The 21,199-nt window shown below is 39.3% G+C and carries 22 protein-coding genes; 14 read left to right on the top strand and 8 right to left on the bottom strand.

Going from position 1 to position 21,199, the window contains the following annotated elements:
- The first annotated feature begins 171 nt into the window (after positions 1-171).
- Positions 172-909 (top strand): murein L,D-transpeptidase family protein, encoded by a 738-nt coding sequence (locus tag DD649_RS16135; protein ID WP_294108804.1) that lies wholly within the window; start codon positions 172-174, stop codon positions 907-909.
- On the opposite strand, the gene DD649_RS16130 is transcribed toward DD649_RS16135, so the two are convergent.
- A complete protein-coding gene (locus DD649_RS16130; RefSeq protein ID WP_336430959.1) occupies positions 880-1,647 on the bottom strand; it encodes a class II glutamine amidotransferase in 768 nt (255 codons plus the stop codon). The two genes, DD649_RS16135 and DD649_RS16130, sit on opposite strands and share 30 nt — an antisense overlap.
- Before the next feature lie 26 nt (positions 1,648-1,673).
- Positions 1,674-2,252 carry a D-sedoheptulose 7-phosphate isomerase gene (gene lpcA, locus DD649_RS16125; RefSeq protein ID WP_294108800.1) on the bottom strand — a complete coding sequence of 193 codons (579 nt, stop codon included), beginning with the start codon at positions 2,250-2,252 and terminating at the stop codon, positions 1,674-1,676.
- 317 nt (positions 2,253-2,569) lie between these two features.
- Here lpcA and fadE point away from each other — a divergent pair, with 317 nt between their 5' ends.
- Positions 2,570-5,035: an acyl-CoA dehydrogenase FadE gene (fadE, locus tag DD649_RS16120; RefSeq protein ID WP_294108798.1), complete on the top strand. Its 2,466-nt coding sequence runs from the start codon at positions 2,570-2,572 to the stop codon at positions 5,033-5,035.
- A gap of 103 nt (positions 5,036-5,138) precedes the next feature.
- On the opposite strand, the gene DD649_RS16115 is transcribed toward fadE, so the two are convergent.
- Entirely contained in the window at positions 5,139-5,816 is a 678-nt protein-coding gene (locus tag DD649_RS16115) for a hypothetical protein (protein WP_294108797.1), read from the bottom strand.
- A gap of 187 nt (positions 5,817-6,003) precedes the next feature.
- Positions 6,004-7,263, bottom strand: a complete 1,260-nt coding sequence (lysA, locus tag DD649_RS16110) for a diaminopimelate decarboxylase (RefSeq protein WP_294108795.1) — start codon at positions 7,261-7,263, stop codon at positions 6,004-6,006.
- A gap of 137 nt (positions 7,264-7,400) precedes the next feature.
- Between lysA and DD649_RS16105 the strand changes: the two genes are divergently transcribed.
- Positions 7,401-8,336 (top strand): LysR family transcriptional regulator, encoded by a 936-nt coding sequence (locus DD649_RS16105; RefSeq protein ID WP_336430958.1) that lies wholly within the window; start codon positions 7,401-7,403, stop codon positions 8,334-8,336.
- Here the strand turns inward: DD649_RS16105 and DD649_RS16100 are convergent.
- Complete coding sequence (locus DD649_RS16100) at positions 8,310-9,230, bottom strand: LysR family transcriptional regulator (RefSeq protein WP_294108793.1); 921 nt, start codon at positions 9,228-9,230, stop codon at positions 8,310-8,312. The two genes, DD649_RS16105 and DD649_RS16100, sit on opposite strands and share 27 nt — an antisense overlap.
- A 124-nt stretch (positions 9,231-9,354) precedes the next feature.
- On the opposite strand from DD649_RS16100, the gene DD649_RS16095 reads away from it, so the two are divergent.
- Both DD649_RS16095 and DD649_RS16090 read left to right on the top strand, forming a co-directional pair.
- On the top strand, positions 9,355-10,227 hold the full coding sequence (locus DD649_RS16095; protein WP_294108791.1) for an MBL fold metallo-hydrolase: 873 nt from the start codon (positions 9,355-9,357) through the stop codon (positions 10,225-10,227).
- 260 nt (positions 10,228-10,487) lie between these two features.
- Entirely contained in the window at positions 10,488-11,132 is a 645-nt protein-coding gene (locus tag DD649_RS16090) for a DsbA family protein (protein ID WP_294109172.1), read from the top strand.
- Between the two features lie 26 nt (positions 11,133-11,158).
- On the opposite strand, the gene DD649_RS16085 is transcribed toward DD649_RS16090, so the two are convergent.
- On the bottom strand, positions 11,159-11,965 hold the full coding sequence (locus tag DD649_RS16085) for an A24 family peptidase (protein ID WP_294108789.1): 807 nt from the start codon (positions 11,963-11,965) through the stop codon (positions 11,159-11,161).
- A gap of 253 nt (positions 11,966-12,218) precedes the next feature.
- On the opposite strand from DD649_RS16085, the gene rsmE reads away from it, so the two are divergent.
- The 9 genes from rsmE to hemW all read left to right on the top strand — a co-directional run bounded on the left by rsmE (position 12,219) and on the right by hemW (position 19,170).
- Positions 12,219-12,950 (top strand): 16S rRNA (uracil(1498)-N(3))-methyltransferase, encoded by a 732-nt coding sequence (gene rsmE / locus DD649_RS16080; RefSeq protein WP_294108788.1) that lies wholly within the window; start codon positions 12,219-12,221, stop codon positions 12,948-12,950.
- A 9-nt stretch (positions 12,951-12,959) separates the two neighbouring features.
- Positions 12,960-13,913, top strand: a complete 954-nt coding sequence (gshB, locus tag DD649_RS16075; RefSeq protein WP_294108786.1) for a glutathione synthase — start codon at positions 12,960-12,962, stop codon at positions 13,911-13,913.
- Between the two features lie 148 nt (positions 13,914-14,061).
- Positions 14,062-14,625 (top strand): YqgE/AlgH family protein, encoded by a 564-nt coding sequence (locus DD649_RS16070; protein WP_294108784.1) that lies wholly within the window; start codon positions 14,062-14,064, stop codon positions 14,623-14,625.
- The gene (gene ruvX, locus DD649_RS16065) at positions 14,625-15,044 is read left to right on the top strand and encodes a Holliday junction resolvase RuvX (RefSeq protein ID WP_294108782.1); all 420 of its coding nucleotides are present in this window, start codon (positions 14,625-14,627) and stop codon (positions 15,042-15,044) included. Before DD649_RS16070 ends, ruvX begins: the two co-directional genes overlap by 1 nt.
- Positions 15,045-15,281: 237 nt before the next feature.
- Positions 15,282-15,986, top strand: coding sequence for a YggS family pyridoxal phosphate-dependent enzyme (locus DD649_RS16060; protein ID WP_336430957.1), 705 nt, complete (start codon positions 15,282-15,284; stop codon positions 15,984-15,986).
- An 18-nt stretch (positions 15,987-16,004) separates the two neighbouring features.
- Positions 16,005-16,826 carry a pyrroline-5-carboxylate reductase gene (gene proC / locus DD649_RS16055; protein ID WP_294109165.1) on the top strand — a complete coding sequence of 274 codons (822 nt, stop codon included), beginning with the start codon at positions 16,005-16,007 and terminating at the stop codon, positions 16,824-16,826.
- An 18-nt stretch (positions 16,827-16,844) separates the two neighbouring features.
- Complete coding sequence (locus tag DD649_RS16050) at positions 16,845-17,429, top strand: YggT family protein (protein ID WP_294108777.1); 585 nt, start codon at positions 16,845-16,847, stop codon at positions 17,427-17,429.
- Between the two features lie 15 nt (positions 17,430-17,444).
- Positions 17,445-18,038: an XTP/dITP diphosphatase gene (locus tag DD649_RS16045; RefSeq protein WP_294108775.1), complete on the top strand. Its 594-nt coding sequence runs from the start codon at positions 17,445-17,447 to the stop codon at positions 18,036-18,038.
- Positions 18,031-19,170: a radical SAM family heme chaperone HemW gene (gene hemW, locus DD649_RS16040; protein ID WP_294108773.1), complete on the top strand. Its 1,140-nt coding sequence runs from the start codon at positions 18,031-18,033 to the stop codon at positions 19,168-19,170. Before DD649_RS16045 ends, hemW begins: the two co-directional genes overlap by 8 nt.
- A 126-nt stretch (positions 19,171-19,296) precedes the next feature.
- On the opposite strand, the gene DD649_RS16035 is transcribed toward hemW, so the two are convergent.
- A complete protein-coding gene (locus DD649_RS16035; RefSeq protein ID WP_294108772.1) occupies positions 19,297-20,247 on the bottom strand; it encodes a siderophore ABC transporter substrate-binding protein in 951 nt (316 codons plus the stop codon).
- A gap of 206 nt (positions 20,248-20,453) precedes the next feature.
- Positions 20,454-21,182: a DUF2884 family protein gene (locus tag DD649_RS16030; RefSeq protein WP_294108770.1), complete on the bottom strand. Its 729-nt coding sequence runs from the start codon at positions 21,180-21,182 to the stop codon at positions 20,454-20,456.
- Positions 21,183-21,199: the final 17 nt, after the last annotated feature.

The raw sequence follows: 21,199 nt of genomic DNA, 5'->3' as shown, positions 1-21,199 counted from the left end.
CGGTATTGACGATGCATTACATCATGTTTATCGAGCTTTGATTGTTTTTCAAACAATAAAGATTCAATTGAAAACTATTAACATGCTATATTACATTCTTATCTAGCCACCTAAAATGCTTTAAACAGGTGCTATTTTTAATCAATGCTATCTTTTATATTTGGTTTAAGAATGAAAAAAAGTAACTTTATCAGTGCAATTATTACCTTTGCCTTCCTATATTCAACAGCCACACCAGCTGAAAACCAGTCATTTTTGAATAATAACAAATCGAAAAACAATCAAGATCCGTCAATTTTTATCCAAATATTTAAACAAGAAGCAATCTTAGAGCTTTACCAAAAAATGCCTAGCGGCCAGTACAAATTAGCCAAAACGTATCCGATATGTAAATTTTCTGGCGGACTCGGTCCAAAAAAGATTGAAGGAGATTTAAAAAGCCCTGAGGGATTTTATCAAATAACCACATCACAGTTAAACCCAAATAGTCGGTATTACCGATCTATCAATATTGGCTTTCCTAATGAGTTCGATAAGGCTCAAGGATATAATGGCAATTATTTGATGATCCATGGAGACTGTGTGTCTGTAGGCTGTTATGCAATGACAGATGAATATATGGGCGAGATTTATCAGACTGTAGAACGTGCATTACGTAATGGCCAATCCGCTATTGATGTCAGTATCTATCCTTTCAAAATGACGAAAGAAAACATGCAACGCTATCGTAATTCAAGTCATTACACATTTTGGAAGCAGCTACAGCCAGCTTATGATTATTTTAATCGCACAGGCAAGCCCGCGGAAATATCAGTATTATTAGGCGAATATGCCGTGCTTAATATGCCCGAGACGCCAACTAAGTTATTAGGCTCTAAATCACAATATGCGCTGACCAAGATGAAATAATACAAATTCACCAGGCTCAATTTTTTGCCAGCTTTCATTTCCAGTTAACGGCGCAGTCGCAATAACGGAAACAATATCGGTAGGAGTCGTGCATTGCTGAAAATCAATTTCAATATCTTGATCCAGCAATTTAGCCTTACCAAACGGTGATTTTCGTGTAATCCAATGCAATTTTGTCGAGCTGAAAGCCATCAAATATTGTCCATCTGATAACAGCATATTAAACACCCCCTTGCTGCGAAGTTGATCCGCAAGAATAGCAATGAAGCGAAAAACGGCTTTCCAGTTTGATGGCTTGCGTGGGTACTTCTCATTGAGCTGATGCAAGATCCAACAAAATGCCCATTCGCTATCCGTTTCACCAATTGGCCAATAATTCCCTGTTTTTAGCGTTCGATAGCCTTTAAGTTGACCATTATGTGCATAAGTCCAGTTCCTTCCCCAAAGCTCCCGTGTAAACGGGTGGGTATTCACTAATGAAACATCACCACGATTTGCTTGGCGAATATGAGCCACAATAGTTTCAGACTTAATTGGATATTCCTGCACAAAGCGTGCAACTGGCGAAACAGAACTTGGTTGCGGATCTTTAAATGTGCGACATCCCAGCCCCTCGTAGAAAGTGATACCCCAGCCATCTTTATGAGGACCCGTTTGCCCTCCTCGAGATATCAAACCACTAAGACTGAAACTAATATCAGTTGGTACATTGGCACTCATACCAAGTAATTCACACATTTAAAGACTCCTAAACTCGAAAGAAATTATTTCACCATCTCTTTTTCAATTAGCTGAATTAAGATATGAATAACTTTGATATGAATTTCTTGTATACGATCTGCGTAACCAAAATGAGGAACACGGATTTCAATATCAGCGCTGCCTGCCATTTTTCCGCCATCTTTACCTGTTAAGGTAATCACTTTCATGCCTTTTTCACGAGCAGCATTGATAGCTTTAATAATGTTTCCTGAATTACCTGAAGTTGAAATCCCGAGTAAAACATCCCCCTCTTTTCCAACTGCTTCAATAAAGCGAGAAAAAACAAATTCATAACCAAAGTCATTACTGACACAAGATAAATGGCTAACATCAGAAATAGCAATCGCCGGATAACCAGGGCGATTTTCACGATAACGACCGGTTAATTCCTCTGCAAAATGCATAGCATCACAATGAGAACCGCCATTACCGCATGATAATACTTTGCCCCCCGCTTTAAAGGAGTCGGCTAGTAATACCGCAGCTTGTTCAATTGCCTTAATATTTGCATCATCACTTAAAAAGTTTGACAGCGTATCGGCTGCTTCAGATAGCTCACCACGGATCAAATCTTGATACATGAGGTTTCCTCTTAAATTTAACGAAGGGGTCATTGAGATAAGTCTTTAGTACTCAGATTGTTGCACAGGGTACATTTTGTTTCTACTTTTGATTGTGCTGTATTGACCTTAGCCCCCCAATTTAATGTTTTCTCGTCTAGAAATGCGACTACTTATCTAAAATTACATGCCCAATGACATTATCACTAATTGTTATTTGATGTTTTTGTGAGCCAAGTTGTAATTAAGATGTAAATATGTTGCTAATTGTTTATTAATGGATATAGATTAAAGCAACAAACAGGTCAGACCTCTTACAAGTGGACAGGAGTTTCATTATGACCCTTCTTAGCATAATTTTGTTTCTCGCGTTAATTGGTATTCTTTGCTACCACAAAACATCTTTAGTACTCAGTACCGCATTATTACTCATTTATACCGCAATCATGGGTGTGTTAAATATTTGGAGCTACTGGATGTTACTACCTGTAGCGATTGTGCTTTTTCCTTTTGTATTTACACCTGTTCGTCAGTCACTCTTCTCTGCCCGTGGAATGAAAATGTTCCAAAAAGTGATGCCTCCAATGTCTCGCACCGAAAAGGAAGCGATTGATGCTGGCACCACTTGGTGGGAAGGTGACCTATTCCGTGGCGCACCGGATTGGCATAAATTACATAATTATCCTAAACCACAACTCACTGCCGAAGAGCAAGCTTTCATTGATGGCCCAGTTGAAACCGTTTGTGGCATGGTCAATGACTTTGAAGTGAGTCATGAACTTGCCGATCTGCCCCCTGAAGTATGGCAATACCTCAGAGATCACCGTTTCTTCGCCTTAATCATCAAAAAAGAATATGGCGGCTTAGATTTTTCTGCCTATGCTCAATCACAAATTTTACAAAAACTTGCAGGTGTATCCGGCATTTTAGCCATCACCGTCGGCGTACCAAACTCTTTAGGTCCCGGTGAGCTATTACAGCATTATGGTACTGATGAGCAGAAACAACGTTATTTACCCGGACTTGCTACAGGTGAAGAAATCCCCTGCTTTGCATTAACTAGCCCAGAAGCTGGTTCAGATGCGGGTGCAATCCCTGATTCAGGAATTGTTTGTATGGGTGAGTGGCAAGGCGAACAAGTTCTTGGTATGCGCTTAACTTGGAATAAACGTTATATCACTTTAGCACCTATCGCTACCGTTCTTGGTCTTGCCTTTAAATTATCTGATCCTGAAAAACTGTTAGGTGGCGAGAAAAATTTAGGGATCACCTGTGCTTTAATTCCAACTAATACACCAGGTGTCGAAATTGGTCACCGCCATTTTCCGCTTAATGTACCTTTTATGAATGGTCCAACCCGTGGAAACGATATTTTTGTTCCTATCGATTATATTATTGGTGGTCCAAAAATGGCCGGACAAGGTTGGAAAATGCTAGTTGAATGTTTGTCTGTTGGTCGCGGTATTACTCTGCCATCAAATTCAACTGGTAGTCTAAAAAGCATTGCAATGGCTACTGGCGCATATTCTTACATTCGCCGTCAATTCAAGCTCTCTATCGGTAAAATGGAAGGGATTGAAGAACCCTTAGCACGCATCGCTGGGAATACCTATTTGATGGATGCAGCAGCAACCTTAATTACCTCAGGGATCATGCTAGGTGAAAAACCCGCTGTTTTATCCGCTATCGTAAAATATCATTGTACCCACCGTGGTCAACGTGCTGTGATTGATGCAATGGATATCACTGGAGGTAAAGGTATCTGTCTTGGCAGTTCCAACTTTGTTGCTCGCGCTTATCAAGGCGCACCGATTGCCATTACGGTTGAAGGTGCAAACATTCTGACCCGCAGCATGATTATCTTTGGGCAGGGAGCTATTCGCTGTCACCCTTATGTATTAGAAGAAATGGCAGCAGCACAAGACAACAATCTACACAAATTTGATAAAGCGGTATTTGGTCACATTGGTCATGTGATTAGTAATCAATTCCGTAGCTTCTGGTTAGGATTAACAAACGGCCGTGGTAGCAGCGCGCCTACAAAAGATGAAACCCGTCGTTATTATCAAATGTTGAACCGCCAAAGCGCTAACTTAGCCTTATTATCTGATGTTGCGATGGGAGTGCTTGGCGGCAGCTTAAAACGCCGCGAACGCATTTCAGCACGATTAGGTGATATTTTAAGCCATTTATACCTCGCGTCAGCAACACTGAAACGCTATGAAGATGAAGGCCGTCAAAAAGCAGACTTACCTTTGGTAAAATGGGCAGTTGAAGATTGTCTCTATCAATCGGAAAAAGCCATTGACGATTTACTGAAAAACTTCCCGAACCGCGTTATTGCTGGGCTAATGCGTATTACGTTATTCCCTACGGGCCGTGCTATGTCGATGCCTTCTGATAGACTTGACCACAAATTGGCTCAACTGATTATGGAACCATCAGAAACTCGAGACAGATTAGGGCGTGGTCAGTACTTGACGCCAACAGCAAATAATCCACATGGTTTAGTAAACCAAGCGCTATATGACATTATTGCCGCAGAACCTATTTTCGACCGTATTTGTCGTTTAAAAGAACGTAAACTTAGCTTCACTCGTTTAGATAAGCTGGCAGAGGAGATGTTAACCACTAAAGTTATCACTCAAGAAGAAGCGGATATTCTGTGTAAAGCGGAAGCCAGCAGATTACGCACTATTAATGTTGATGAGTTTGACTTTAATGATTTGGGAGTCATCCCAGAAAAAAAGTTATTAGATGAACCATCAGATGCGCAAGCATCCAAGAAGAAAAAAGCGGCCTAATGAAGTGATTCATTAGCAATCACGAACACCAATCATTAACAAAAAGGGAGCTTAATTGCTCCCTTTTTAATCATAAAATTCAATAATACTAAAACTTAAATATTTACTCACTCTTGCTTTGCCTTTCTCTCTCTTTTGCTTTAATAATATAAGGCGAATATTTTAATGTTCTATCCCAGCTTGAATCCATAAACTTACACAACTCATCACCTTCTTTGGCACAAAGATTAATATAATATTTAGCCTTATCGGTCTGTTGAAAATCATATAGATACATATTAGAAAGCTCTCGCATTGCAATATGTCGATAACTCCCTTCTAATATAGCTACTTGTTGGTAATAATCAGCTGATTTTTTTACATCAACAGCCATACCAATTCCTTGTTGATTAAAATAAGCTAGCTTATATAAACTGGCTTCAAATTTAGGATTAAGTTCAACTGACTTATTAAGATAATCTAATGCAATAAGACAATTTTCATGAGGATTTTTACGTAATATCGTACTTTTTTCAGAGCAATTAGAATCATCATAATACAAAAAAAACAAAAGATAGTTACTTGCCGCATCCCCTTTACTTGCTTTTATTTGCAATTCAACAAAATCCTTCGGAGTTTTAGGTAATACCAGTAATGAAATTAATTTTTTATTATATTTAATCTCAACTTTAGAAAAAGAAAAATTCAACATTCTATATGAGGGCAATCGAAAGTTATTCACTTTCTTTTCAATTTTGGTAAATCCATAACTATTACAAACACCAAAAATAAAAGCCACCATGATAATAATTTCATCAGAATCCAAATAATGATTTAAATTATTAAAATAGCGCCCTTGAATTAATAAAAATCACTTTCAAATAACCCATAATAGTTATTTTCATACCTCAGTATATTTTAAAACAAAAAAAACCAGCGATTATTAATCGCTGGTTTTAAAAGAACAAATATAATCTACATTCTAATTCTTATAATTCTAATGCTAATAATTCTTCAATAGTTTGACGGCGGCGGATCAGTTTTGCTTGTCCATTCACAAACATCACTTCAGGTAATAAAGGGCGGCTATTATAATTAGAGGACATGGACGCGCCGTACGCGCCGGTATCGTGAAATACCAAATAATCGCCAATGTTTACATCAGGCAGTAAACGCGTCTCAACCATTCCACCTTCAAGCTGCGTGAATACATCGCCTGATTCACAAAGAGGCCCTGCAATAATCGTTTCTTTTTGTTGACGACTATCTACCGTATTGCCATTTTCAGGCAAAACAGAAATATGGTGATAGCTGCCGTACATCGCTGGGCGCATCAAATCATTAAAACCGCTATCCACCAGCACATAATGACGGCTGCCCATATCTTTAACCGCTCGTACTTCTGCTAATAATACGCCTGACTCAGCGACAAGATAGCGACCTGGTTCAATTTCGAGCTCAATTGAATGACCTAAATGTTGTTCAATACGTTGACGTGCGCTATTCCATAAACTGTAATAGTTTTGCACATCAATTAATTCATCTTCTTCACGGTAAGGGGTGGATAAACCACCACCAGCTGAAATAGCCTGAATATCAACACCCGCAGAAATAACTAATTCAGCCATCGAATCACATACATTAGCCAAATGTTGATAATCAACACCTGAACCAATGTGCATATGTAATCCAACAAGCGATAAGTTGTATTGGCGAATTTTTTCTAATGCCTTTGGCAGATCTTGATACCAGATGCCATGCTTACTGTTCTCGCCACCAGTATTTGTTTTTTGACTATGACCGTGACCAAAACCTGGGTTAATGCGCAACCAAACTGGATGACCCGCTTTTTGCTCACCGATTTGCTCAAGCATATCTATAGAGCCGGCATTTACAGGAATATCTAACTCAGTCACTTTTATTAAAGTTGCTTTATCCAGCACATCCGCAGTAAACACAATTTCTGCGTTATCTCTTCCTGCTTGAAACCCCGCAACTAACGCACGTTCAATTTCCCCCAAAGAAACGGAGTCAACTTTAACGCCTTGCTCACGCATCAAACGAAGAATATGAATATTTGAGCAAGCCTTTTGTGCAAACCGAACAGTATCAAATAATTGAAGCTGCTTGATACGTTCAACAATAACGGCACTGTCATAAACCCATAGCGGCGTACCATATTGCACTGGTAGCTCGCGTAAATATTCAGGTGTTAAATACTGGCTTGTGGTCGTAGCGAATGAAGTCATGGTTTTCTCGTCAGCAAGTTTTTTTAATATCATTATTATGTTGTTCTCTATTATTCAGAGAAAAAACGGGAAAAAAAATATCTATTTTGCTAGAGTCTATTCATATTTGATATATATACGTCTTAGAGAGAGTGATAATGCAGACTATTTCATGGCGTCACATTGAAATTTTTCGAGCAGTCATGACAGCACCGAACTTAACGGAAGCCGCTGTGCTGCTCAATACATCTCAGCCTACAATCAGCCGAGAACTTGCTCGCCTTGAACATTTATTGCAATTCAAGCTCTTTGATCGAGTTAAAGGCCGTTTACATCCTACCGTGCAAGGATTACGCTTTTTTGAAGAGGTAGAACGCTCTTATTATGGTTTAGAGCGGATCAAAAATTCCGCAGAAACAATTCGACGCTTTGAACATGCTCAGGTTTCTGTCACCTGCCTACCCGCTTTCGCACAATCATTGCTTCCACAAGTTTGTCAGTCTTTTATGGAAAATTACCCTGAAGTCAGTTTAACGGTGATCCCACAAGAATCTCCATTACTCGAAGAGTGGCTATCAGCACAGCGCTATGATTTTGGATTAACGGAGCATCTTCAAACTCCGCCCGGAACTGAACAGCAAACTCTTGGCTCGCTTAATGAAGTCTGTGTATTACCCGCAGGACACCATCTTGAAAAAAAAAGCATCTTGACGCCAAAAGATTTTCAACATCAACGATTTATTAGTTTGTCATTAACAGATAGTTATCGACAACTGATCGACGCAATCTTTACCGAGCAACAAGTTGATAGAAAAATGATCATGGAAACCCATTCGGCTTCGTCTATTTGTGCGATGGCATTAAAAGGCATTGGTATTTCGATTGTGAATCCGTTGACTGCACTCGATTTTCATCAACAATCAGCGGGAAAATTAGTCATTCGTCCATTAAGCTTTTCAATTCCGTTTACTGTCAGCCTGATTAAACCGATTCATCGACCTTATTCACAACTTACGGATATTTTTACCCAGTACCTAACCGCAACATTTAAGCAAATTGAAACAGATCTAGCGACGGCCTTGCTGCATCAATGATTGCCAATGTGGCGATGTATTGAACCAGTTAACAAGGAAATCAATAACGGCCCTCAGTGTGGTTGGCATATTCTGGCGGCTAGTATACACACCATAAATACCTAAAGGCATTGGGATATAATCAGGTAATAGCTGAACTAACTGCCCCGTATCTAAATATTTAGCAACCGAATAATAAGGTTGCATGGCAATGCCAGCCCCATTCAACGTCGCCTCAGCCAAAAAAACAGACTCATTAGCACTTAATCGACCATCCACAAGAACCGAAAATGGCTCTCCCTCTTTTTCAAAACTCCACAAACTACGACCAAAAAAGCTATAGGTTAAGCACTCCAATAACGTTAAATCTTCTGGCTTAGTTGGGATTTTTTTTCCTTTTAAAAATGCAGGAGAAGCACAAATGACAGAATGGCAAGTGGAAAGCGGTCTTGCAATTAAGTTTGGCTCAAGTTGATTAGTAATACGGATCGCTAAATCAATACGTTCCTCAATCAAATTAACCGACTTATTTGAAATTTGCATATCAATTGCCATATTGGGATAAAGCTGTAAAAACTCAGCAATAGCCATAGATAACGCGCTTTGCGCTATCGACTGAGAACAGCTAATACGCACTAGGCCTGAAAGCTCTTTCGCATCATGTTTTTGTTGAACCGGCACCGCTTGGGAAAGTGCATTAAGCTGTAATGATTGCTGATATACCCCTTCCCCCGCAGACGTCAGACTCAGCCTTCTAGTGGTACGGTTTAATAAACGAACCCCTGCCCACTGTTCCATTTCGGATAAATAACGCGTTACCATTGCCCGTGACATCTCCAGCTTATCAGCTGTAGCACTTAGGCTCCCTTGCTCAACTATCGTGATAAATACCTGAACTGCTTTGAGTCTATCCATTTAATTTGACCGATTTATGCAACAAACATGAACTGATTATGCTGTTTTTCTTCCTACCATTGCAATTTAATATACATACCAAGCAACCGAATATTGAATACTTAACCCGATTCTAGGAAAAAAAATGAAATTATCAACTTTAGCAACAGCAACCTTACTCGTGACAACATCTTCTTTTGTGCAAGCCGCAAACTTAACGTTAGATGTATATAACCCCGGTAATAACAGTGTGTTTCCTGTTTCATCTGAAATAATTAGTGGTGACCATGAAGTTGTTTTGATTGATGCACAGTTTCAAAACAACGATGCACAACAGTTAGTTAATAAAATTAAAAAATTAAATAAAAAACTAACCACTATTTATATTAGCCATTCAGATCCTGATTATTACTTTGGATTAGAAACTATCACCAAAGCATTTCCTGACGCAAAAGTCGTCGCAACGGCTGAAACAGTCGAAGAAATTAAAGCAACCAAAGACGGTAAGCTAGCCTATTGGGGCGATGTACTGAAAAATGAAGCACCAACAACAGTGATTGTTCCAGAAGTGATCAAAGGCGATAGTTTTACGGTTGATGGTGAAAAGCTACAAATAAAAGGCCTCGATGGTGCATCTCCTGATAGAAGCTATGTTTGGGTTCCATCACTAAAAGCCGTGGTCGGTGGTGTGGTTGTTTCAGATAATATTCATGTGTGGATAGCAGATACACAAACTAAAGAATCACGCCAAAACTGGCAGCAAACACTCGAAAATATTAAGGCATTAAAACCGACAACGGTTGTACCGGGACATTTTACTGGCCCATCTAAAATGGATATTGGTACTGTCACTTTTACTCAACAATATTTAAATGCTTTTGAAACTGAAGCTGCGGTTAGCAAAGACTCCACTGAGTTAACGCAAAAAATGGAAGCTATCTACCCTAAATTAGATGATGTTTCTAGCTTAGAGCTCAGTGCTAAAGTGATCAAAGGCGAAATGCAGTGGCCGCAATAAGATAAAACTTCTATCCCCCTGTTATTTTTCGTTATAGTTTAACGTGGTTATTTAATTTTGTGATTTAAGGTTACCGCCACATTTAGTTAAATAACGAGATAACATGGGGAATATATTGTTTTCTACCGTTTATTGTTACTATCCGTTTTAACTGTCAACAAACAACTAAAACTAAATTAATTTTCAATAACGACTTTAATCTTTTTATCTGAACACTTTATTTGAGCCCTATACCCAAAACACTTAAGCTGAGAAAAATGATGAATAAAATAACCTTACATTATATCTATGACCCATACTGTGGCTGGTGTTATGCAGCAGCACCGTTAATTGAAATCGCGGCTAATCACCCTAACATCCAGCTTGAGTTACATGGTGGCGGCATGTTAGCAGGTGATTCGCGCCTTCACTTAGATGATCAGTTTCGCCAATATATTATGCAATCAGATAAGCGCATTGCAGCAATGACTGGACAAATTTTTGGTGATGACTATATCAACATGTTACACGAGCCGAATTTAGTGATGGATTCAACTCCGCCACAGACTGCCATTTTAGCCGCTACTAAGCAGGGTAAAGGCGTTGAAATGTTGAAAGCAATTCAAAAAGCCCATTATATTTCAGGTCGTCATATTAAAGAGCCCCAAACTTTGTCTGCTATTGCTAACGAAATAAGTTTGGATAGCGAAAAATACCAGCAAGACTATGTATTGAGTGAACAAGCCGAAACAGCTGCACATATTCAAAATAGTAAAAAATTACTGGCCCAATCAAGTTCTTCTGGCTTTCCAACGTTGTTAATCAAGCAACAAGATAAATGGTTAAAAGTACCACTGCAAAATTACTTGGGCGACTCAACTAAGTGGCAACAGTTTTTAGATTCATTAGTTACTGCGGCGAATTAATAGCTAAACCATCATATTTATGGCTGTTATATCAATATATTATTAGCATTGAATAAATACAGCCATAAACTTGCACTTAGGATAATTGCTGGACCAAAGGGAATACTAACCACCTGTTTATTTTTCAATTTCAAGTACCCTATTCCATACTGTATCAATCCTAAGAATGCAGCCAATCCGAGAAGATAAGGCAGTTGAAGTATGCCTAGCCATGCAGCACAAGCGGCTATCAATTTAAAATCCCCTCGCCCCATTTGTGGTCGTTTTTTGATTTTTTCTACCAATGTCGTTATCACAACCATCATTGTAAAACTTAAAATAACCGCATAAATAGCAGAAACCACATTGCCATGAGGCATCCAAACTTGATAAAGCAAGCCTAGCCACAACAGTGGATACGTTAATATGTCAGGTAAATAACCTGTTTTAAGATCGATAATAAATAAAGGAATAACTAAGTTCAAAAAACCAAAAAATAATATAATAGCTAATAAATCATTAAATAAAAAAACAATAAATAAACCAATAAATATATAGAAAATAAAACAGTAACCTTTACTTATAATAATATTCTTTTCCTCAAAATATTTTTCAGGGAGAGAATTTAAAATCTTATTGGTCACAAAGGTAGAGATAATAGAGAAAAACAACAAAAAACAATATAAATCAAAGTGATAAAATTTTATTTTAGGATAAATCAATCGTTGAAAGGATAAGTTAATGGAGAGAATTGAATCTAGCATCCGATCAAAACACGAAAATAAAAGAGTAAATAGTTCAGTTACTAAATAGTGATAATTAATTAGGTCATTATTAGAATCCAGAAAAAGCATAATTATGTTATCTCCTTATTCCGTTATGGAGGTTTTTATTAATATACTGTGAGTTAAAACATATCCCAACACCTTAATTCCGAGTTTAAAGGTCGGTTTATCCGACAAAGGTGATTTTAGATACCGCACAGACGTACTACAAAACCATTTTTATTCGTTATAAACTAGAACCATTGCCTTGCTTTTAGAGATTCAGCCTCCATATCCATCAAAGCCATATTAATTATTAACTCAGTATCATTAAGGAAACATTATGCGCATCCCACGCATTTATCATCCAGAGCAACTTCAAATCGATACCACGGTATCGCTTGGCGATGATGCGGCAAATCACGTGGGACGGGTACTTCGCATGACGACAGGTCAAAAAATAGAACTTTTTGACGGTAGTAATCAAACATTTAGCGCTGAAATTACTGAAGCGACTAAAAAGAATGTATTCGTTCACGTTATAAGTAGCTGTATGGATGACCGTGAATCTCCTCTTGATTTACACCTAGGACAAGTCATGTCTCGAGGTGAAAAAATGGAGTTTACTATCCAAAAAGCGGTTGAATTAGGTGTAAATACGATTACTCCCCTAATTTCTGAGCGTTGTGGCGTACGCCTTGATGGCGACAGACTCGAAAAAAAATTACAGCAATGGCAAAAAATTGCGATTGCTGCCTGTGAACAATGTGGACGAAATCGAATCCCTGAAATTCGAGCCGTACAACCCCTTGAGGCTTGGTGCGCAGAAGATGACGGCGCATTAAAAATTAATTTACATCCTCGCGCAACAGAAAGTATTAATACCCTGCGAAGAGAAGAAAAAAAAGTTAGGCTATTGATTGGCCCCGAAGGCGGCCTTTCAGCAGACGAAATCGCCATGACAGCAAATTATCAATTTATCGATATACTGTTAGGACCTAGAGTGTTACGAACAGAAACGACTGCACTAACCGCAATCACCGCGCTTCAAGTGCGTCTAGGTGATCTCGGTTAAGGAGAAAAAATGATCAAGCTCGGTATAGTCATGGACCCTATTTCGTCCATTAAAATCAAGAAAGACACTAGTTTTGCTATGATGCTAGAAGCTCAACGTCGTGGTTATGAAATCCATTATATGGAAATGAATGACCTCTATTTACATCAGGGCGAAGCGCGCGCACAAACTAAAATTATCACTGTCGAAGAAAACCCAAACAAATGGTATGAATTCCACAGTGAGCAAGATATCGCTTTAGGCGATCTCGATGCGATTTTAATGCGTAAAGACCCACCGTTTGATACTGAATTTATCTACGCAACCTATATTCTGGAAAGAGCGGAGCAAGCCGGTGCTTTAGTCGCGAATAAACCGCAAAGTTTACGCGACTGCAACGAAAAATTATTTACGGCTTGGTTCCCTGAATTAACACCAGATACCTTAGTGACGCGAAACGCGAAACAACTAAGAGCATTTCATCAAAAACACGGGGATGTAATTTTTAAACCCCTTGATGGCATGGGTGGTGCTTCCATTTTCCGTTTAAAACAGGACGATCCTAACGTTGGGGTTATTATTGAAACCTTAACTGAGCATGGCTCTCGCTTTTGTATGGCGCAAAATTTCCTTCCTGCTATCAAGGACGGTGATAAGCGTGTACTTGTTGTTGACGGTGAGCCAGTTCCTTACTGCTTAGCGCGTATTCCAGCTCAAGGTGAAACTCGTGGTAACCTCGCTGCCGGTGGACGTGGTGAAGCAAGGCCGCTCAGTGAAAGTGACTGGGCAATAGCCCGAGCAGTTGCGCCAATATTGAAAGAAAAAGGTCTGCTTTTTGTTGGCCTTGATATCATCGGCGATAGGTTGACTGAAATTAACGTTACAAGTCCAACCTGTGCACGTGAAATTGAAGCTGCTTTTGATATTTCAATTACAGGCATGCTAATGGATGCCATTGAACGTCGTTTAAAGCAAGCTCGCTAAACAAGCCTTCTGTCATTGATTAAAGGGCCTCTTGTAGGCCTTTTAACTCTTTGTTTGAAACAAATTATTTGAAAGCTATTATTTAAAAGTAAGCGAGTTAAGCCGTAAATATAATCTGCACAAAATAAAATTTGAGGGGAATTTGAGTTTGAATCTACAAAACCATTTTTTAATTGCTATGCCATCCTTAACAGATCCCTATTTTGAACAGTCTGTGGTTTATGTGTGTGAACATAACGAAAACGGCGCGATGGGATTAGTTATTAATAAACCGATTGAAGATTTTTCAGTCAGTACCATGCTAACAAAACTTGATATTACTATTTCAGATAAAATTGATACTCGTAATTTAGAAAGAATGGTCATTGCCGGTGGCCCCGTCGCTGAAGAGCATGGATTTATCCTTCATACCCCGATTTCTGGATTTTCTTCTAGCTTGCATCTGAACGACGATGTGATGGTAACCACATCAAAAGATATCTTAGAAACACTCGGCAGCGAACAATGCCCTACTTATTCTTTAGTCGCGCTAGGCTATGCAAGTTGGGAACCTGGTCAACTTGAAAGTGAAATTATGGAAAATAGTTGGCTCACCGTTGAAGCCGATCCTAAATTAATTTTTCATACGCCAATTAATGAACGCTGGAAAGCGGCGGCAAATCTTTTAGGGATTAATATTCAAACCATATCAATGCAAGCGGGGCATGCATAATGTCTAGCCGTACATTACTTGGCTTTGATTTTGGCACTAAAAGTATTGGTGTCGCTGTTGGCCAAGAGATCACAGGAACAGCACGTGCCCTCACATCATTAAAAGCGCACGATGGTCGACCTGACTGGTTACAAATTGAAAAACTACTCAAAGAATGGCAACCACAATTAGTGGTAGTCGGTTTACCGCTGAATATGGATGGCACAGAGCAACTAGTCACTAGCCAAGCGCGTAATTTTGCCAATCGTATACATGGGCGATTCGGCGTTAAAGTTGAATTACATGATGAAAGGCTATCAACTGTGGAAGCAAAATCAGGGCTATTTGAACAAGGCGGTTATCGCGCATTGAGTAAAGGCAAAGTGGACTCAGCTTCTGCTGTCGTTATTCTCGAAAGCTGGTTTGAGCAGCATAGTTAAAAATAGAGTTAAGAACATCGTTAAAAATTAAATAACAAAACAGTTAAAAACATGACATAACCGAAAAAGTATCATCAAAATCGTGGTTTTTAGCCATTTTTATGATTATTTTTCACCTTCAACCTATGCAAAGGTGCCGTTATCACGCAATTTGCTTTACACTAAGTATCAACATTAAATATTCACCCAATGTAATTGAACATAATTGTATTGAATAAAACTATATTGAATAAAACAATGACCATTCAAAATAATATCTCTGATGTAATCGCTCGCATTAATCTTGCCGCAACAGAGTGTCATCGTTCACCACAAGACATTACACTGTTGGCTGTGAGTAAAACTAAACCTTGTGAAGCCATTTTGGACGCTATTGAGGCAGGACAACGCCAATTTGGTGAAAATTATGTACAAGAAGGTGTCGAAAAAATTCAATTTTTTGCTGATAGAAATGACCTAATATGGCATTTTATCGGCCCATTACAGTCGAATAAAAGCCGCCTAGTGGCAGAATACTTTGATTGGTTTCATACCTTAGATAGAGCAAAAATCGCTCAGCGTTTAAATGATCAACGCCCTAGTGATAAAGCCCCATTAAATGTGCTTATTCAAATCAATATCAGTGATGAAAACAGCAAATCTGGGATCAAACTAGAAGAACTGGAACCATTGGCACAGCAAATATCGCTAATGCCAAATTTAGTTTTACGTGGTTTGATGACGATCCCTGCACCAGAAACTGATTATGAAAAACAATGCGTAGCATTTCATAAAATGGAAAGTGCATTTAAGCAATTGCAAAAAATTTACCCTAGTGTTGATACGCTTTCCATGGGAATGACAGATGATATGCGTGCTGCCATTCATTGTGGTTCAACACTTGTCCGTATCGGCACAGCCATTTTTGGTGCACGCCAGTATGATGCTCAACCTGAAAAATGATCAATAGAGGAGAACAATATGCAACATCGTAAAATTGCCTTCATTGGCGCCGGTAATATGGCTCATGCCATTATTGCAGGTCTCGTTAGTCATGGTTATCCAGCTACCATGATAACCGTATGTTCTCCTACGCCGGTACGCCGAGACAAACTTGCCGAACAATATGGCATAATAAGCACCAGTGATAATATTACAGCGGTAAAACAAGCTGATGTGATTATGTTAGCGGTAAAACCGCAAATGATGAAAGAGGTTTGCGAAGCACTACAGAATCAAGCCGATTTTAGTCAAAAACTCATATTATCGATTGCCGCAGGGATCCCTGCACAGCGCTATAATGATTATTTCGCTCATGAGATTAACTTAGTACGCATTATGCCAAATACACCTTCCCTTGTCGGTAAAGGCGTCAGTGGTCTATTTGCTCAAGAATCTGTCACCACTGAAGATAAACAATTTGCTCAAGAACTGATGCAAAGTGTAGGTTCTACAATTTGGTGTAAAAAAGAGCAAGAAATCAATAATATCATCGCTATCACTGGCAGTTCTCCTGCATATGTCTTTCTCTTTATGGAAGTCATGCAACAAAAAGCGCAGCAACTCGGATATGATGAGAAACAAGCACGTGAACTTGTCCTCAATGCCATAGAGGGCTCAGTTGCCCTTGCTAAATCTCAAGGGGACATCGCCTTTTCAACACTGCGTGAACAAGTCACTTCTAAAGGCGGTACTACCGCGATGGCTTTAGAGCAATTTTATAATGGAAATCTTCAGCAGGTCGTAGCAAATGCAATGCAAAGTGCTATTGATCGCGCAGAAGAAATGGAAAAACTTTTTTAATTAATCGCGGGACAAACCATGCAGACTTTAGTTTTTGTCACTACAACAGTTATTCAGCTCTATATTTTCGTCTTATTGCTGCGGGTTTGGATGCAGTGCGTGCGTGCTGACTTCTACAATCCATTTTCACAATTTATTGTAAAAGCAACTCAACCCATTGTTGGCCCTTTGCGCCGCGTTATTCCTGCCATTGGCCCTATTGATACCGCCACCTTACTGGTTGCATTTGTTCTAACCCTTGCGGCTATCGTTTTTGGCATGTGGGCAACTAATATGTTACCCGCTTTAGGTATTACCATTTTACCAATGGGTATTATTTTATTACTCACTTATGTGGGAAAACTTATTTTTTGGATGATCTTAATTCGTGCCATCCTAAGTTGGGTAAGCCAAGGTCGTAACCCCGTTGATTTCTTACTTTTCCAATTAACTGAGCCGCTAATGGCACCAATTCGTCGCATTATTCCAGCAATGGGTGGATTAGATTTCTCAGCGATGATTGTGATGTTTATCTTGATTGCACTTAACTATTTACGCGTCGATGTCTCTTTGATGATTGACCCATCGTTAACTGCGATGCTCTATTCCATTGGTATTATGTAAGACAGGTTTGATACGATGCAAAAAGTTGTTTTAGCAACCGGCAACCCCGGAAAAGTGAATGAATTAGCAGAGCTATTGCGTGATTTTGGCCTAGATATCGTCGCGCAAACGACCCTTGGTGTTGAATCAGCAGAAGAGACGGGTCTTACTTTTATTGAGAACGCGATTTTAAAAGCACGTCATGCATCCGCACAAACGGGATTGCCCGCTATTGCGGATGATTCCGGTATCTCTGTTGATGCACTCGGCGGCGCGCCAGGAATTTACTCTGCACGTTATGCAGGTGAAGATGCTTCTGATGAACAAAATTTGCTTAAGCTACTGGATGCAATGAAAAATGTGCCTGAGGATAAACGTCAGGCACAATTCAACTGCGTATTAGTCTATATGCGTCATGCAGAAGACCCAACGCCGCTAGTTTTTCACGGCCGTTGGCATGGCATAATAACCCAAGAACCCCAAGGTCAAGGTGGTTTCGGCTATGATCCTATCTTCTATGTACCCGAACTAAATTGTACCTCCGCTGAATTGAGCAAATCTGAAAAACAAACGGTTTCACACCGTGGAAAAGCTTTAGCAATGATGTTGGATGCCTTAAAAAATGCTTAAGCTTCCACCTCTGAGCCTATATATTCACATTCCTTGGTGTGTACAAAAGTGCCCATATTGTGATTTCAACTCACATACGCTTAAAGGTGAAATTCCTCAACAAGAGTATGTTGAGCACCTGCTTAGTGACCTTGAAATTGATGCAAAATTAATAGGCTCGCGCCCAGTAAAAACTATTTTTATTGGAGGAGGTACGCCAAGCCTACTCAGCGCTGAATCAATGCAAGCACTGATGGATGGCGTTCGTCAACGCATCACGTTAGATCCCCAAGCTGAAGTGACCATGGAAGCTAACCCCGGCACAATTGAAGCTGAACGTTTTGCGGGCTATCAAATAGCAGGAATTAACCGTATATCAATTGGTGTACAAAGTTTTGGTGATGACAAATTAATCATGTTAGGCCGCATCCACGGTCCAAATGAAGCTAAACGTGCCGCTCATTTGGCGACAAACCTTAATCTGCGCAGCTTTAATCTCGATTTGATGCATGGACTTCCGTCACAAACTCGTGATGAAGGTTTATCTGATTTACGTCAGGCTATCGAGCTTTCGCCTCCACACCTTTCTTGGTACCAGTTAACAATTGAACCTAATACCCAATTTGGTTCTCGTCCACCCAAATTGCCGGATGACGATACCCTTTGGGATATTTACTCTGAAGGTCATAAATTACTGTCGGCCGCGGGTTATGAGCAATATGAAACGTCTGCTTATGCAAAACCGGGATATCAATGCCAACATAATTTAAATTATTGGCGGTTCGGTGATTATTTAGGAATTGGTTGTGGTTCCCACGGTAAAATTTCTTTTACTGATGGGCGAATTCTACGCACCATTAAGACTAAACACCCTCGAGGCTATATGGAAGGGCGTTATTTACATCAGTCCTATGATGTCGAAGCTCAAGATAGGCCATTTGAATATTTCATGAACCGTTTTCGCCTGCTTGAAGCCATGCCAAGACGTGAATTTACCGAATATACAGGACTTGGAGAGTCAGTTGTCAGAGCATCAATAGACGAAGCTATCTCTAAGGGGTATATCCTTGAAACTCATGATGAATGGCAAATAACTGAACACGGAAAACTATTTCTTAACTCATTATTAGAATTGTTTCTTGGTGAAGAGTAGCGATATCTAATCAGTAAATTAATTTATTCGCCTCAGCTCAATTTATATCAATAAATTATGCAAACAAAAAAGCCAGCGACATGAGCTGGCTTTGCTTGAGGTAATAATAATTTAGTTCAAAACTAACTACAGCGCCTTTGTAACGGCATCAATTTGTTCAGTCAAACTCACTAAACCACCGCCAGACAAGTACCAAAGATCAGATTGCAGATAAACGATTTTGCCATCTTTATAAGCTTTAGTTTCTTGAATATTAGTATCTTCAAATACGGTTTTATCCAACTTACCGGCACCAATCGCTTCACTGCGATCAACAATTAAGATCACATCTGGATTAGCTTGTGCAATAGTTTTCGTATCAACAACACGGCGTTTTGATTTATCTGCGCCATCTTGTACGGGTAATTCAGCACGCTGAGCTTTAACCACGTTATAAACAACCGCTTGGTTATTTGGCATCAATTTGCCATCGTTATGCAGCAGCACTAATACTTTTTTATTGGAATCTGCCGCTTTCTTTTGAGCATCGGCAATAGTTTTATCTAACTGAGCTAACTGTGCTTCTACGGCTTTTTGATTACCATAAAGTTCACCAATCAAACTAATATTTGCTTTCACTGAATCAATATAATTTTGGCTATCAGAACCGAGGTTAACCGTTGGAGCGATTTTTGATAAAGCCTCATACGATGCACCTTGACGCCCTGTAATCACAATTAAATCAGGTTTTAATTGCTCGATCTGTGCTAAGTCAGGCTGCTTCATTCCACCTGCATTTTCCATTGATGCCGGGATATCACCTTTAATATAAGCTGGCGCATTTGCAGTCGGCAGGGCAACAACTTTATCGCCTAGACCTAATTTTTGCATTGAATCATAGACACCAAAGTCAAATAGAACCACTTTTTGTGGCTTTTTAGTCACCTCAGTCTCACCTGAAAGATGCTTTATAGTCACTTTTTCAGCAGTTTGAGCAGTGATTGCATTAGGAGTAAAAGTCGTTGATTCGGCACTAAGAGCATAAGGCGCGGTGAACGATAACAGAGAAGCAAGTACAGCGGGAATGAATTTTTTCATAGTAAACAATACCATTTAGTCATTAAGCCAGCCTTGTATTCTAAGGTCAGACTCAAACATGTCAATTAAATGATAATTAATTTCATTTTCATTCTCATTAATGATATCGGTATCACACTTATCCTAAATACCCATAAAAAAATGGTGACAAAATTAATTCGCCACCAACTTTTGCTCTTTATTCTGTTTTAAATTCAGTTAATTCACTATTTTTTAACTGAGTTCAATAATGAAATTCTTTGTTGTTCTAAAGAGGTCACTTTAGAACAAACTTGTTGGCCGAATTGTTGGAAGCTTTTTTCTTGCTTTTTCCACTCGGTATCCAGCTCTTGTTGCAATCCACCAAGATTGCCTAATACGCCTTGCAGTGCTTGATTTACATCACCACCTGAAAGTAGCTGCTTACGCCCCATTTCATTAATGCTATCTTGCAATATACCGCCTAGGCTTTCGTTGACTAGCTGACGACCTTTTGCTTCGACTTGTTTCATCGCTTCATGATGAAAAACATAACCATTTGGACGCGTTTCAATAATTTGGCTTATTTGACCGTTAAGCTCTTTTTCAAGCTTGGTTAAGCGATTTCGTACATTACTGTCATTGCCCATCACCCTAGCCACTACTTTATCAAGTGTTTGCTTTGATGTAGCTAATTTTTGTTCTGACTCTAATTTGATCCACGGCAAATCATTACGAATAGCGGCTTGGTAACGAATGGCTTGTTGCTTTTGCTCATCTGTTGCGGCGATGTTTTTACCATTGAGAGTCATATCGCCATTTGGTGTGATATTCAGATCACCACTACGGCCTATCACCTGTACATTATCAGGTGTCATAAAAATATCATCTTTGGGTGTTACCGCGCAGTTGTAATCAGCGGCTTGGCTAGCTGCACAAGCGAATAATGACAGTGCAATTAATGTATGACGTAGCATAAAATCTCCTAATAGAG

The organism is Providencia sp. (assembly GCF_003533305.1).
In the GTDB taxonomy this organism is placed as follows: Bacteria; Pseudomonadota; Gammaproteobacteria; order Enterobacterales; family Enterobacteriaceae; genus Providencia.
The sequence above is the reverse complement of the archived record's forward strand: the minus strand, read 5'-3'. Positions and strand labels throughout refer to the sequence as shown.

Excerpts from the sequence above, each read along its gene's own strand:
- rsmE (WP_294108788.1), top strand. The coding sequence starts at position 12,219 with ATGCGCATCCCACGCATTTATCATCCAGAGCAACTTCAAATCGATACC.
- DD649_RS16090 (WP_294109172.1), top strand. The coding sequence starts at position 10,488 with ATGAATAAAATAACCTTACATTATATCTATGACCCATACTGTGGCTGG.
- DD649_RS16135 (WP_294108804.1), top strand. The coding sequence starts at position 172 with ATGAAAAAAAGTAACTTTATCAGTGCAATTATTACCTTTGCCTTCCTA.
- hemW (WP_294108773.1), top strand. The coding sequence starts at position 18,031 with ATGCTTAAGCTTCCACCTCTGAGCCTATATATTCACATTCCTTGGTGT.
- DD649_RS16115 (WP_294108797.1), bottom strand. The coding sequence starts at position 5,816 with ATGGTGGCTTTTATTTTTGGTGTTTGTAATAGTTATGGATTTACCAAA.
- DD649_RS16030 (WP_294108770.1), bottom strand. The coding sequence starts at position 21,182 with ATGCTACGTCATACATTAATTGCACTGTCATTATTCGCTTGTGCAGCT.
- DD649_RS16085 (WP_294108789.1), bottom strand. The coding sequence starts at position 11,965 with ATGCTTTTTCTGGATTCTAATAATGACCTAATTAATTATCACTATTTA.
- DD649_RS16100 (WP_294108793.1), bottom strand. The coding sequence starts at position 9,230 with ATGGATAGACTCAAAGCAGTTCAGGTATTTATCACGATAGTTGAGCAA.
- DD649_RS16105 (WP_336430958.1), top strand. The coding sequence starts at position 7,401 with ATGCAGACTATTTCATGGCGTCACATTGAAATTTTTCGAGCAGTCATG.
- DD649_RS16095 (WP_294108791.1), top strand. The coding sequence starts at position 9,355 with ATGAAATTATCAACTTTAGCAACAGCAACCTTACTCGTGACAACATCT.
- ruvX (WP_294108782.1), top strand. The coding sequence starts at position 14,625 with ATGTCTAGCCGTACATTACTTGGCTTTGATTTTGGCACTAAAAGTATT.
- fadE (WP_294108798.1), top strand. The coding sequence starts at position 2,570 with ATGACCCTTCTTAGCATAATTTTGTTTCTCGCGTTAATTGGTATTCTT.
- DD649_RS16035 (WP_294108772.1), bottom strand. The coding sequence starts at position 20,247 with ATGAAAAAATTCATTCCCGCTGTACTTGCTTCTCTGTTATCGTTCACC.
- DD649_RS16050 (WP_294108777.1), top strand. The coding sequence starts at position 16,845 with ATGCAGACTTTAGTTTTTGTCACTACAACAGTTATTCAGCTCTATATT.
- DD649_RS16045 (WP_294108775.1), top strand. The coding sequence starts at position 17,445 with ATGCAAAAAGTTGTTTTAGCAACCGGCAACCCCGGAAAAGTGAATGAA.
- lysA (WP_294108795.1), bottom strand. The coding sequence starts at position 7,263 with ATGACTTCATTCGCTACGACCACAAGCCAGTATTTAACACCTGAATAT.
- gshB (WP_294108786.1), top strand. The coding sequence starts at position 12,960 with ATGATCAAGCTCGGTATAGTCATGGACCCTATTTCGTCCATTAAAATC.
- lpcA (WP_294108800.1), bottom strand. The coding sequence starts at position 2,252 with ATGTATCAAGATTTGATCCGTGGTGAGCTATCTGAAGCAGCCGATACG.
- DD649_RS16060 (WP_336430957.1), top strand. The coding sequence starts at position 15,282 with ATGACCATTCAAAATAATATCTCTGATGTAATCGCTCGCATTAATCTT.
- DD649_RS16130 (WP_336430959.1), bottom strand. The coding sequence starts at position 1,647 with ATGTGTGAATTACTTGGTATGAGTGCCAATGTACCAACTGATATTAGT.
- proC (WP_294109165.1), top strand. The coding sequence starts at position 16,005 with ATGCAACATCGTAAAATTGCCTTCATTGGCGCCGGTAATATGGCTCAT.